Source organism: Paenibacillus sp. MMS18-CY102 (genome assembly GCF_009789195.1).
GTDB lineage: Bacteria > Bacillota > Bacilli > Paenibacillales > Paenibacillaceae > Paenibacillus_T.
On the sequence record NZ_WSTC01000026.1, the window covers coordinates 55,125 to 70,158 of the forward strand.

General features: G+C 50.1%; 5 protein-coding genes and 1 pseudogene. All 6 read right to left on the reverse strand.

The annotated features are described in order from the left end of the window. Positions 1–6: 6 nt before the first annotated feature. A complete protein-coding gene (locus GON22_RS18650; protein WP_160397619.1) occupies positions 7–714 on the reverse strand; it encodes an AAA family ATPase in 708 nt (235 codons plus the stop codon). Positions 715–754: 40 nt separating this feature from the next. Then, positions 755–1,105 carry a VOC family protein gene (locus GON22_RS18655; protein WP_160397620.1) on the reverse strand — a complete coding sequence of 117 codons (351 nt, stop codon included), beginning with the start codon at positions 1,103–1,105 and terminating at the stop codon, positions 755–757. 154 nt (positions 1,106–1,259) lie between these two features. After that, positions 1,260–3,416, reverse strand: coding sequence for an RICIN domain-containing protein (locus GON22_RS18660; RefSeq protein ID WP_160397621.1), 2,157 nt, complete (start codon positions 3,414–3,416; stop codon positions 1,260–1,262). A 652-nt stretch (positions 3,417–4,068) separates the two neighbouring features. Then, positions 4,069–5,172: a hypothetical protein gene (locus GON22_RS18665; RefSeq protein WP_160397622.1), complete on the reverse strand. Its 1,104-nt coding sequence runs from the start codon at positions 5,170–5,172 to the stop codon at positions 4,069–4,071. Positions 5,173–5,208: 36 nt separating this feature from the next. Next, positions 5,209–9,741, reverse strand: coding sequence for an amino acid adenylation domain-containing protein (locus tag GON22_RS26770; protein ID WP_442954390.1), 4,533 nt, complete (start codon positions 9,739–9,741; stop codon positions 5,209–5,211). A gap of 26 nt (positions 9,742–9,767) precedes the next feature. Further along, a pseudogene (locus GON22_RS26775) lies at positions 9,768–14,936 on the reverse strand (non-ribosomal peptide synthetase); the annotation flags it as partial. Between the last annotated feature and the right edge of the window lie 98 nt (positions 14,937–15,034).

Sequence of the window (15,034 nt, forward strand, 5' to 3'; positions counted from 1 at the left end):
TATACGTTAGTCGGCAAATAACTCGTCCAGCACTTTATTGCGATTTTCAAGAAATCGCTTAGTTACGATATAATGCAACGTTTCTTCGTAGCGGATTTCTTGCACATGCTGTTCATCGAAATTTAAGATCTGGGCATTAGGAAAGCCGAGTATAATCGGCGAATGGGTTGCGATAATAAACTGGGCGACATGCTCTAGATCCTTAATAATCCGCAAAAGCGCAAGCTGCCTTGCCGGAGAAAGCGCTGCCTCGGGCTCATCCAGCAGGTAAATCGCTTTTTTGCCAAACCGATGCTGGAATAAGGAGAGGAACGCTTCGCCATGCGATTGCTCATGCAAGGATCGCCCCCCATAATACGGCAAGCTCTCCGGCACTGTATCCAAATAAGAGGCGAAGTCGTAGAACGTTTCCGCGCGCAAGAAGAAGCCGTTCGTTACCTTAGGCAGCCATGAGAGGCGCAGATGCTCCCCCAGGCTTGACCGTGAAGCGTTCACTTCATAGTGGTTATTTCGCCCGCCGCCTGCGGTATTAAACCCGCATTGGTAAGCAATCCCCTCCAGAAGCGTCGACTTCCCCGATCCATTTTCCCCTACCAAATAAGTGACGTTCTTCGTAAATGCAAGAGATGTGAGGCTCTGAATGACAGGAATGTCAAAAGGGTAGCTATTAGCCACATCCGGCCGGTTTATGATTTCAAGGCTGCGCAAGAACATGTTTTCAACTCCCCTCGTGTGCATATGCGCATCGCATTCGTTATGTATGGGCAACAATGTTAATGAGCTTGCCGAACGGGTCACGAACATAAAATCGCCGAACGCCCCAAGGCTCATCAGCAGGCCCATATTCGATCGGAAATCCCGCTCTCTTCATGCCTTCTAATGCAGCATCGACATCATCAACTTCAATCGATAGATCAGGTAAAGGCGTTTCCGAGCCTCCTTGGGAGGCGAAGCTAATTTGAATGCCCATCTCCTCGCTCAAGCCATACGTTCTAATCCAACCGTGATCCATCATTAAATCAAGGCCGAGCACATCCTGGTAGAAGCATTTAGCTGCCTTGATATCCTTCGTATTTATGTTGGCGACGATTCGTTTGACCTTCATTTCAAAACCTCCAAGCCGTCATCTAATCCCCCGTTTATTTTATTAAAACAAAAAGAAACTACTCTTTTTGTAAAATGGCTTTACTTCCTTCCATTTTAACAGAGAGTAGTTTCAAAGTATCATAATCTTTATCAGAAATTAACTTTCGTAATGCTTAGCTTTCCTGCGAAAGGCGCTTGGTGTCAGTAGTGCTTCCAAAAACCGTTGCGAGTTTAGACGTTGCTTTAATGCCATTTGCTCCGTTGATAATCGCATTGCCCTGCTCCGTATAGCTCGTTCCTGCCCAATCATTGGCCATATCGAGATATTCAAGCCCCGTGCCGTTGCCCTTCCACGACCAGCCGAGATAGCCTACGCCCTTCTGCTCGCTGTAGCTCATGATTGTCGCTTCATCAACATCGCCGTTCGTATGTTTGATGCCGAACTCGCCGATTACTAATGCCAAGTTTTTAGCTAGTACGTTATCAATATTCGATTTTACAGTAGCGGCATTGCCCCCAGCATATTCGTACATATGAATCGAGAACATTGTGTTTCTCAGAGGGTCAGCGTTAAACACTTCCGTGCCATAATCGACGATGGATTGCGGGTATTGGCCCCAGCCTGCTCCGTCTACCATAATTGTATTTTTGATGCCTGCGTTTCTCAGCTTAGGGATGACTGACTTGTAGCCTGCTGCCCAGCCTGCGCCATTCCATGTGCCGTACCATTCATTAGCAATGTTCAGAATAACCGTGCTTTCTTTGCCGATAAGTGCGCTCTTCATTTCGATCCAGTAGTTTGCGATGTTTTCCAACACAGCTGCGCTGTCCGAGCCTGTTCCGTCGTGCACCTCCACGACTGCGACCATTTTATTTTGCTCAGCTAACGAAATTAGCTTCTGGAGGGCAGCTAGGCTGTCCTTCGACCACTGCTGGCCATCCGAGAGCACGATTCTAATCGTATTCGCTCCTGTTTTGGCAATGGCAGGGAACGCCACCTCCTCTTGGCCTTTATACCATGTGTAAGCATGGTTGATCCCTCTCATAATGAACGGATTGCCGTTCGCGTCGTATAGCTTCGTGCCGTTAATGTAAAACCCAGCTGCCGTTGTTGGCTGCGAACTCGTCGTTACGCTCACAGCGTTGCTCACTGCCGATACGTTGCCCGCTGCATCCTTCGCTTTTACCGTAAAGCTGTATGCCGTATTGGCTGTTAAGCCCGTTACTGTATAGCTTGTCGAAGATGCCGTGCCTGCCAGCGCCGTTCCACGGTACACGTCATAAGCGGTTACAGCTACGTTATCCGTAGATGCCGTCCAAACCAAGCTAACTGACGCCGCTGTTTTGGAAGGGCTTACAAGATTGGTTGGCGCTGTTGGCGCTGCCGTGTCTGGCGGCGTTGCTGCCACTTCAGTAAACTTCCACTTTTGTTGGGCGTTCCCGTTATCCGTCCACTGTTGCACATTCGCGCCATCATTCGTTGCTCCGCCAGCAACATCAAGCGCTTTGCCGCTGTTTTGTGCGATTAACTTATAATAGCCATTGCCTGCATCAACGATTTTCCATCTTTGATTCGCTTGCCCGGTATCCGTCCACTGCTGGACGTTGGCACCGTCGTTCGTAGCAGCGCCCGCTACTTCCAGCGCTTTGCCGGACTTTTGCGAGATTAGCTTGTAATAGCCATTGCCAACATCGATAACCTTCCACTGCTGCTGCGTGTTTCCGTTATCTGCCCATTGCTGAACATTCGCGCCCTCATTCATTGAGCCAGCGGCTACATCAAGGCTTTTCCCGCTATGTTGAGCCGTGAGCTTATACACAGCCCCCGAAGCAATAGGTGACGATTCGTTCGTATTGCCGGCCGCATAAACTTCAAAATCCCACAGCGAGTATCCGTAACCTGTCCCCCTCTGCGTGCCGTACATTTTTACATATCTCGCTTTTTGCGTGCTGAAGGAAATGTTGTCGACACCGCCGTCCCCGGTTGTTGTGGAATACACCGTGCTCCAGTTGCTGTTATCTAACGAGGTTTGAATTTGGTACGCTTTGCCGTAGGCTGCTTCCCAGTTCAGCATGACACCGTTTATGTCCATCGCCGATCCAAGGTCAACGCTAATCCATTGCGGATCGGAATAAATCGAGGACCATCGCGTTGAAGTGTTCCCATCAAAAGCCATCGCTGCTGTTTTGCCCGAGTCTTCGACGGAGCTGGCGGCCGCCGTTTTGTTTAACGCCACATTGGTTGCTGCTGCACTCGTTTGGACCGGCGCTGCTGCTATGCTGCTAACTAACATACTGAACATGATCAGGCACGCTAAAATCTTTCTCATATTCAACCTCCATTGTTTTGAGCTATCGTACTTTTTCCTGAAACCAAACCAGAAAGCAAGCATCCCTCCTTTTTCAACATAAATGAAAGCGCTCTCTATTTAGTTTGCACTACGTTTTCTGCTGTCCCGTGCACTTGCATCTTGTTCAGTTCAGGAAGTAGTTGTGTAGCCTAAGGAGTGGGAACCGATCGCACGAAGAAACAACAATCGATAAGAGAGGAGAGGAGGCTTTCAGACATGTTTCCGTTATTAAATCCGATTCGTAGCCCCCGTTAAAAAGCTCGCTAGAGAAGTTGCTAAGGGCTTACTCGAATCGCTAAATCCAAATTTACATTTTGTTAGTTTAAATGTCAACAAATTTGTATAACGAAATAACAAGTTAGCTAACAGGAATATTTTTTCTAAATGGCTATTCACTTTGAATCCAATAGGCTTTTAGTACTGTATTTACGAAGCAGCCATGGCTACCAACACCTATCCTTATTCAGTATTCATAAAATGAAATCCATTCCACAAAACTTGTTAGGATAACAAAATAGTTCAAATAGCATTGTAATAAAAAAGGCTGAAAGAGGATCGAGAAACCGCTCGACCTTCTTCCAGCCTTTTGCGTGATAGGATCATCTGAGTGCTTGTACTTGTTTACCGCGAGCTAGCAGAGCGCTGCCCTTTGATTGGCATCATGCTGTATAGCCCTCAACTCCTCCATAAACTGCTGTAACGTCTCTTTCTCGAGCGGCACTAATTGGCTGAGTTCGGATAAAATTTGCTGGAGCTGCGCATCGTTTTTGAAAAACGCAAATTTTAACGCATAATTGCGCATTTTAATTGCCATAAACTCGATGTTTTTTAAGTGCTCAAGCAGTTGCTTCCCATCGTTATAGATCCCTTTTTCAATCAGATACTGCACTCGGAGCACCATACAGCGTTTATGCTCTAACAAAATCTGAAAAGACCTCACATCACACTGCTCAATTTCCCCTGAAACAACACCTTCTAGATGATTCAATAGCATGCCATACACTTGCATGCCGTAGATTCCGTCAGCAGCATTTTCAAACACAGAAAACTTCTGGGATGTGTTGCTGGCTTGCAAATAATCGTCCAACAAATCGATCATATTGCCCAAATCCAGCTCATAAGGCTGCTTGGCATGAAAATGCGACCTATCATTATATTTAATAATTTCAATCTGGCTCAAATGATTATTCAGATCCGTGCTCACAAAATGAACCGTATCGACATTCCCGTTGTTATGCACGTCAACACTATAGTAAGCATCCTCAAATTCATGGAAAGGAATCGCTTTGCACTCATACTTCCCTAAATGAAAGAAATCCGCTCCGAATAACACTTTGGCTTCAGCATCATACCCAAAAATAAGGATTTCGTGAAAGCGATGAACCTTATGGTAATACGCTTCTGCCGGAGGGATGTAGTAGCTGTTAACCGTTGCATGAAAATAATACTGATCGTCAATACATTTCATAATGAAGCCGATCATGTTCGGAAACCATTGATTGAGGCTGCCCCTATTTAACACTTGATAGTCCAATAGCGGGCAAACCCTTTGCAAATTATCAGGATAAATTAATAGGTCAAGGGCTCGCGGCTTGCGGCTGCATTTGAGCTGGATAAAGTTGCTATGAAACCACGGCCAGAACGCCTCATGCATCGAAGTGATCGCAATGACGTTCGTTTGCTGGGGATACGTCGTTATGATCGGATTTTGAAACGGCAATTTGATTTCCGGCATGCTCAACATCCTTTCTATTAAACGATCGTCACTTAATCAAGATTGTTCAGCAAAAATAAGGTCATTTAGTTCTTTAATCGTTTGGTACCTGTAGATTTCGTTAAAGATTTCAAACGGGTAGATTTGGACGCCTCGCTTGTCTAGCTCATGATCTAGCTGCATCACTAATAGTGAATTTCCGCCCAGCACAAAGAAATTATCGTTAATGCTGACCTGCTCTAGATGCAACAACTGTTGCCAGATCTCGGCTAAGATTGCTTCAAATTCACTTCTTGGCGCTTCGAAAGCTGTTCCCGTCGCTAGTTGTGTTTCGATCTTAAGCAGTTCTAATCGATTGGCCTTTCCATTAGCCGTTAATGGGATGGCGTCAATTCGAATAAACTGGGAAGGCACCATATAGTCTGGCAGCTGTTTCAATAATTGCAGGCGCAATTCATGCGTATTCACTTCTTGCTCAGCGACAACATACGCACATAAGTAATGGGATCCGGATTCATCCTCTTTGGCCAGCACGGCACAATCGATGATCATAGGGATTTGCTGCAGCTGCTCCTCAATCTCGCCTAGCTCAATCCGATAGCCGCGTATTTTCACTTGATGATCCATTCGGCTTAAATACTCGATGTTTCCATCAGGCAGCCAACGGGCTAGGTCACCTGTCAGATACAGCCTTTCTCCCGGCACAAACGGGTTGTCCACAAACTTCTGTTCGGTCAGGTCTGGGCGATTTAGATAACCACGCGTTACGCCAGCACCTGCGATACACAGCTGCCCAGCAACTCCAACGGGAAGCAGCTGATAGCAGCTATCCAGCATGTAAATTTGCGTATTCGCAATAGGTGTCCCGATCGACACTTCCTGTTCATCACTCAAATCTTTCATCGTTGACCATACCGTCGTTTCCGTTGGCCCATACATATTGTAGATTTTCGCGTTGCTCCATTGCCTCACTTCGTTCACTTGGCTGATCGATACGGATTCGCCGCCAATTAATATGTGCTGAAGCCCACGCAAGGATCTTCTTCCTTCTTCGTGGCTTACTAACAGTTTTAAGCGGGAAGGCGTAATCTGAAGCATGTCCACTTGGTGCTTTTGGATCAGCTTTCCTAACAGCACGGCATCTTTATGTTCTGACTCATCGGCAATGATAATCTGCAAGCCTTGCGACAGCGGCAACCACGTTTCGAGTACAAAAATATCAAAGGATAACGTAGTAAGCACCAGTATCTTCTGCACAGCAGAGACCGGAATCCGGTTCGTTACGCCGGTTATAAAGTTGTTGACGTTGCGATGCTCGACCATAACGCCCTTCGGCTTGCCAGTAGAACCGGAGGTGTAGATGACATAAGCTAGATGCTCTTCTCCATTTACCGGTGGCAAATTAGCAGCCTCCTGCTGATAGCAGCTTTCCTCGTCCACATAGAGAGTTGTTCCGCTATAAAGGGCAGGGTTATGCAGGCTGCTTTGCGTTAATAGCAACTTGGCGCCGCTATCCTCTAGCATGTACCGGACGCGCTCGGCAGGGTACGTTGGGTCGATCGGTACATACGCACCGCCTGCTTTAAGCACAGCCATCATGCCGACGATCATTCCCATTGAGCGTTCAGCAATAAGGGCAACCAATTGGTCTTTACCGATACCATGATTCCGTAGCGTACGCGCCAATTGGTTTGCTCTTTCATTCAGTTCCCTATACGTCAGCTGCTGATCCTCGAACACGATTGCAATCGCGTTCGGCGTCTTTTCCACTTGTGCCTCGAAAAGCTGATGAACCGTTGTATGCCTTGGATAATTGGTTTGCGTAGCGTTGAACCTTTCGACCAATTGCTGGCGTTCAACTTCAGTCACCAGCCCATATTGAGCGATGGGCCTCTGCGGATTGGCCACGATTTGCTCTAACAGATGCAGCCAATGATGTGCTAAGCGTTCTATCGCAATTCCATCGTATGCTTCCGCATTGTATTCCAAGCGCATGGACAAGGCGGTTCCTGGGATAATGACCAAACTAAAATCATAATTGTTATGTTCATGCATCTCCATGTTCGCTACTTCCAAGCGGCGTTGGCCTGCTTGCTGGGCAAATAACTGGTCCGTTGCTGCATCCATTGGATAGTTCTCAAAGATCAGAATGTGGTTGATCAAATCTTGCCTTTGCCCGGTCTGCGCTTGCGTCTGGTACAGCGGATAGAAATCAAACGCTGCCGACGCTAACGCTTGCTCCTGGTTTCGCCGGACGATATCGACAAAGCGCTCATCTGGCTGGCTTTGGATTCTTACTGGAATCGTATTAATAAATAAGCCGACCATTTGTTCTACACCAGGCAAAGAAGCTGGCCTTCCCGATACGACACTGCCAAACACGACATCGCTGCTGCCATTGTATTTTTGCAATAAAATACCCCAAGCAGCTTGCATGACCGTGTTTAATGTAGCCTGCTCGTTGCTTGCGATGGCCTGCAACGCTTGCGTCAATTGTTCGGACAATATCAAGTGATGTTTGTCCAGCACATATTGCTGCCCCTTTGTTGGCCGTTTGCCCGGCAAGCCAATGTGCTGATCATACCCATTTATATATTCGTTCCAGTAATTTGCTGCATTTTGCTCATCCTGTTGCTGCAACCACTCCATATATTGACCGTAAGGCATGGTGGCTGGCAGCTTCGATTCCCGATGCTCTACGAGGGCAAAATAAGTTTCGAACCATTCCCCCCAAACAATTGGCATGCACCAGCCGTCCATTAACAGATGGTGGAAGCTCCAAATTAATTGCCAGCTCTCCGTCCCAGTCCGCACAATGGCGGCTCTCATTAAGCAATCACTTTCCAGGCCAAACCCTCTGGCTCGATCCTGCTCAGCTAATTGGCGGATCGCTTCCTCATGCTTCTCTTGCGGCAATGAACGGATGTCCTCAATCGTGAGTGCCACAGCTTTTCTGCGGAAAATAACTAACACAGCTTCCTTCCATCCCTGGTACACATTGCTTCGCAATATCTCGTGCCGCTGCTGTAGACGCTCCAAGCTTTGGGAGAGCGCCTCTACATCAAGCGGACCGCGAAGCCCGATGACACTCTGCTGAAAATAAGCCCCTTTCTCCGCTTCCATAATGCTGTGGAACAGCATGCCCTTCTGCATCGGTGTCAGCGGATACACATTCTCAATAGCCCCGATAGCCCCCATCTGCTCGGACAGTTGATCCAGCTCTTGAATGCTCATATTTGTTAGCAGTACGTCACTTGGCGTTAGTTCCCCTTGTTCCTTCGCTGTGCAATGGACGATGATGTCCTGCAAATGCGATTGAAAACGAACGGCCAGCTGTTCCAACGTTTCACGTTCATATTGGGCTTTGCTGTAGCGGATCGTGAACGACAACTGCCCCTCGTTGACAGCACCGTTGATGTCGAGCACATGCTGCCGCTTCTCGTTCATCCCGATGTCGTTCCCAGTCGCTTTTGCATAAGGAGAGTTGCCCCAGCCGCCTTCGGACAGATCAGAATCAAATTGGCCCAAGTAGTTAAACACAATTTCCGGTTTCAGCTGGCCAGCTAGTGTATAGTTTTCCGATACGTATCGCAGCATGCCATAACCCATGCCTTTAGACGGCACTTGGCGAAGCTCTTCCTTCACCTGTTTGATCCGTGTTCCCCAGCCGTTGCCGGTCCCAGCTGACAGCTTCACCGGATACATGCTCGTAAACCAGCCTACCGTGCGGGTAATGTTCACATCAGGAATTAACGCTTCTCGGCCATGCCCCTCCATATGAAGCACCAGTTCATCGATGCCAGCCCATTCTTGTATCGCCTTGCTGAGTGCAGCGAGCAGCAGGTCGTTCATTTCCGTTCCGTACGCACGATGTGCCTCCCCTAGCAATTGCGCTGTAGCTTCCCGCTCCAGCTGCACATGTACAATGTCACATTCATGTGTCCACGTGACGGAAACATCCCTATCTTTAGGCAGCGGCTTCACTGGAGTTTGCTCTATCGCTTGCCAATAAGCCAGCTGTTTCTCCATCGCCGCGCTGTTGGCATAAGCATGCAGCTGCTCGGACCAGTACTGGAACGAATCGCTTTTCTCGGGCAGCTGAACCGTTTGGCCTTGCTGCGCTTGTTCGTAGGCTGTCGCCAAATCTTCCAATAGAATGCGCCAAGATACGCCGTCGATGGCTAAGTGATGGATAATAATGAGCAGATGGTCCCCATCATGACAGCGGAATAATCCGAGCTTAACCAGCGGTCCCTGCTCCAGATCGAAGCTGCTTTGGAGCGCTTGCGCCCGCCGCTGCATTTCCGCCTCCATCGCGTTCGCGTTAGCCAAGCCGCCGCTACAATCTACAATATCAAGCTCGTAGAGCGCCCCTTCCTGTTCCCCGCGATTCCATAGCATCACCTCTGGCTCCATCGTGCGCACGACGAGCCGCAGCGCGTCGTGGTGGCGGATAACGGCCGCTATCGCCTGGCGCAGGTACGCTTCCTCTAGCCCTTGCTCCACATGCAGCAGCATTGACTGATTGAAGTGATGCGGCTGCTGCATCTGCATTTTGAAGAACCAGCGCAGGATTGGGGTCGCTTTCACTTCGCCTTGTACAGCGATTTGCTCTACTCGCCTGCGAATCGGCTGCAAATGCCGGCTGAAGCCGCTAAGGGTTGGCGATTTGAATAAGGATTTCATCTCGGCTTGGTATCCGGCTTGACGCAGACGTGAAATCACTTGAATTGCTTTGATCGAATCGCCGCCCAAATAGAAGAAATGGTCCTCGGCACCGACGCGTTCTGCGCCAAGCACACTTTGCCATACTGTCGCTGCCGCATTTTCCTCTGCTGTTCGTGGCGCTTCATAGCTCGTTGTGGCGCTAATGGCTTGCCCCATATGTTCCAATGCTTGGCGATCGAGCTTGCCATTGGATGTAAGCGGAATATGATCCACTTGCACATACTGGGAAGGAATCATATATCCGGGCAGTCCCTCCGATAAATGCACGCGAAGATCGGATACGCTGAGCTGCTCCTTTGATACGAGATATGCACATAAATACGATGACCCCGACGCATCTTTTCTTGCCAGTACGGCAACCTCGCGTATAGCTGGAATTTGCAGCAGCCGAGCTTCAATTTCCCCAAGCTCAATCCGGTAGCCGCGAATTTTGACCTGCTGGTCAATCCGTCCCATATACGCAATGCTTCCGTCCGGCAGCCAGCATGCCAAGTCGCCTGTGCGGTACATTCGCTCGCCTTGCAAGAACGGATGATTTACGAATTTCTCTGCGGTAAGCTCTGGGCGATTCAAGTAGCCGCGGGCTAGCCCAGCACCGCTAATGCATAGCTCTCCAACTACGCCGACAGGTTGAATGGCGTTCCACTCGTTGACAATATAGACTTGGGAATTGGCAATTGGCCGACCGATCGTGATTTGGGATGGTTCGGTTAATAGCTGCGCTGTTGTCACGACGCTCGCTTCGGTCGGCCCGTATTCATGAATCACTTCTGCATGAGGACAAACCGAGAATAGCTTCTCCGATAGCAGCGGCGTCAACGCTTCCCCACCTAGGGCAATCGAAAGCAGCGAGTTGCTGCCCTTATCCTTGAGCCGATCTAAAACGAGCAGCAGCAAGCCAGGCCCCATCATCAGATGAGTAACGGCTTCGGATGCGATGGCATCAGCTATCGCTTCTGGATTGGTTGCGGCGCTATCACTAACGATAACAGCCGCTGCACCAGAAAGGAGTGGAGTAAAGAGCCCATGAACGAACGCATCGAAGGCAAACGATACCGGACAAAGCACGCGATGCTGACCGGTTAGGCGCCAAATTCCCTTCTTCCACTGCAAGGAATTCATAATGCTTCTGTGCTCGACCATAACCCCTTTCGGCTGCCCCGTCGAACCGGAAGTATAGATGGCATAAGCAAGATGGCGGGCTTCATTTACGAAAGGCACATTCGTTGTTTCTGCGTGGTAGCTGCTTTCTTCGTCCAAATGCAGCGTATTTCCACTGTAGGCGTGAGCCAGCTGTAAGCGGCGTTGGGTAAGCAGCAGCTTCGCTCCGCTATCTTCCAGCATGTACTGCACACGCTCGGCTGGATACGATGGATCAATCGGCACGTACGCTCCGCCTGCCTTGAGAATGCCTAGGAGGCCAACGATCATGTCCACGGATCGCTCAGCCATAATCGCCACGAATTGTTCTGGGCCGACACCCTGATCCCGCAATGTCCGTGCCAGCTGATTTGCTCTGGCGTTTAACTCCCCGTAAGTCAGCTGCTGATCATCGAACACTAAGGCCGTCGCTTGCGGGTTAAGCTCTACCTGCTCTTCAAACAGCTGATGGATCGTTTTATCTTTTGGATATTCCACCGCCGTATCGTTGAATGCCTCAACGAGCTGCTTGCGTTCCAGCACATCTACGATCTCGACCATTTCCAGTTGGGCTTGCGGGTCAAGAGCAATTTGCTCCAGTAGCCGCAGCCAGTGCCCTGCAATCCGCTCAACGGCTTCGCTAGCGTAAATGTCTGCATTGTACCCAAACTGTATCGATAATGCCTCTCCCGGCAATACGACCACGTTAAAGTCATAGTTTGTATGCTCATGCATCTCCATGTGAGCGACATGCAATGCGTGCTGGCCTGTTTGAGGAGCGAATAATTGATCGATTTGTTCGTTCATTGGGTAATTTTCAAATATGAGAATATGGTTGATCAAATCTTGCTTTAGCTCAGTCTGCGCTTGGGCCTGGTACAGCGGATAAAAATCGTAAGCTGCCGACGCCAATGCTTGATCCTGGATGCGCCGAACCATATCCGTGAACCTTTCGCCTTGCTGGCGCTGAATTCTGACCGGCACTGTATTGATGAACAGCCCGACCATTTCCTCAACACCGGCAAGCGCTGCGGGCCTTCCAGAAACGACGCTGCCAAACACGGCATCGCTGCTGTTGTTATATTTTTGCAAAAGAATACCCCAAGCCGTTTGCAGTACGGAATTTAGCGTTACTTGTTCGTTTTTCGCTAATTGCTGCAAGCGGTCCGTCAGCGGTTTGGATAGTTTGAACAGATGTTTGTTCGCTGTATAGCCTTGCCCCATTCCAGATGAGCTGCCTGGCAGCATAACGTGCTGCTCGTAACCTTGCAAATACTGCTTCCAATAATCCGCTGCCTTGGATTCATCCTGCACTTCCAGCCATTCGATGTATTGACGGTACGATGGCGCTTCCGCAAGCTGCGGCTCACGTTGCTCGACTCTGGCAAAATACAGCTCCAGCAGCTCGTCCATACGATTGGCATACACCAACCGTCCATCAACAGATGGTGGAAGCTCCAAATTAATTGCCAGCTCTCTCCCCCCGTCCGCACGACCGCCGCTCTAACAAGGGCGTCGCAGCGGAGGTCAAACCCTCTTGCCTTATCCTGTTCAGCTAGCTGTTGCAAGGCGGCTTCGCGTTTGCCTTCCTGAATCGCCCGCACATCGTAAGCGGCGACTTCTGGTTGCTTGCTGCGGAAAATAACCAACACCGATTCCTTCCAACCATCGTACACATTGCTTCGCAGTAACTCATGCCGCTGCAGCAGGCGTTCCATGCTTTGGCGGAATGCATCTACATCAAGCGGTCCGCGAAGTTCGATTAGAGCTTGCTCAAAATAAGCTCCTTTTTCCGCTTCCATGATGCTGTGGAACAACATCCCCTTCTGCATCGGGGTCAGCGGGTACACATTCTCAATAGCTCCGACGGCCGCCAACTGTTCAGCGAGCTGGTCTAATTCTTGTATGCTCATATCTGTTAGCAGTACGTCACTCGGCGTCAGTTCGGCTTGTTCCTTCGCTGTGCAGTGGGCAATCATGTCCTGTAAATGCGATTGAAAACGAACAGCCAGCTGTTCCAATGTTTCACGTTCATATTGCGCTTTGCTGTAGCGGATCGTGAACGACAACTGCCCGTCGTTGACTGCACCGTTGATGTCGAGTACATGCTGCCGCTTCTCGTTCATCCCGATTTCGTCCCCTTTTGCTTTCGCATAAGGGGAGTTGCCCCAACCACCTTCGGACAGGCCAGAATCAAATTGGCCCAAGTAGTTGAAGACAATTTCCGGTTTCAGCTGTTCAGCCAGTGCGCAGTTGTCCGATAGGTACCGCAGCATGCCATAACCCATGCCTTTATGCGGCACTTGGCGAAGCTCCTCCTTCACCTGTTTGATCCGCGCTCCCCAGCCGCTGCCGGCTACAGTGGATAGTATCACGGGATACATGCTCGTAAACCATCCTACCGTTCGGGTGATGTTCACGCCAGGGACCATCGTTTCCCGGCCGTGCCCCTCCATATGAAGCGCAAGTTCATCGATGCCAGCCCATTCCTGCACCGTCTTGCTGAGCGCAGCGAGCAGCAGGTCATTCATTTCCGTTCCGTACGCACGATGCGCCTCCCCTAACAATTGCGCTGTAGTTTCCCGCTCCAGTTGCACGTGTACAATGTCACATTCATGTGTCCACGTGACGGAAACATCGGCATCTTTAGGCAGCGGCTTCACCGTGGATTCCTCTATGGCTTGCCAATAAGCCAGTTGCTTTTCCATCGCTTCGCTGTTGGCGTACACATGCAGCTGCTCGGACCAATTCTGGAAGGAGTCGCTTTTGTCGGGCAGCTGAATCGTTTGGCCTTGCTGTGCTTGTTCGTATGCTGTCGCCAAATCTTCCAACAGAATGCGCCAAGATACGCCGTCGACGGCTAAGTGATGGATAATAATGAGCAGATGGTCCCCATCATCGCTGCGGATTAATCCGAGCTTAACCAGCGGCCCCTGCTCCAAGTCAAAGCTGCCCTGGAGCGCTTGCGCCCGCCGCTGAATTGCCGCCTCCACGGAATCTGCATCGGCCAAGCCACCGCTACAATCTACAATGTCGAGCCCGTAAAGCGCCCCTTCCTGTTCCCCGCGATTCCACAGCATCACCTCTGGCTCCATCGTACGCACGACAAGCCGCAGCGCATCGTGGTGGCGAATAACCGCCGTTATCGCCTGGCGCAGATACGTTTCCTCTAGCCCTTGCTCCGCATGCAGCATCATCGACTGGTTGAAGTGATGCGGCTGCTGCATCTGGCTTGTGAAGAACCAGCGCTGTATAGGGGTCGCTATCACTTCGCCTTGTACAGCGGTTTGCTCGACTCGCCTGCGAATCGGCTGCAAATGCCGGCTGAAGCCGCTAAGGGTTGGCGATTTGAATAATGATTTCATCTCGGCTTGGTACCCTGCTTGATGCAGCCGGGAAATCACTTGAATTGCTTTAATCGAATCGCCGCCCAAGTAGAAGAAGTGATCCTTGGCACCGATGCGTTCTGCGCCAAGAACACTTTGCCACACGGCCGCCACGGCATGTTCCTCTGCTGTTCGCGGAGCTTCATAGCTCGTTGTGGCAGCGATGGCTTGTCCCATATGCTCCAATGCACGGCGATCGAGCTTGCCATTGGATGAAAGCGGAATATGCTCCACCTGCACATATTGGGATGGAATCATATACTCAGGCAACTGCTCCGACAGCTGCGCTCGCATGTAGGCGATGCTTAGTTCTTGCTCCGCCACGACGTAAGCACAAAGATATTTGTCCCCTGCCCCATCCTCTCTAGCCAGCACGACAGACTCGCGAATGGCTGGAACATGCAACAACTGGGCTTCGATCTCGCCCAATTCGATCCGGAAGCCACGGATTTTAACCTGATGGTCGATCCGCCCGATGTACGCGATGTTGCCGTCCGGCAGCCAATGCGCCAAGTCGCCTGTGCGGTACATTCGCTCGCCTTGCAGGAACGGGTGATTCACGAATTTCTCTGCGGTGAGTTCTGGGCGATTCAAGTAGCCGCGGGCCAGCCCTACCCCAGCAATGCACA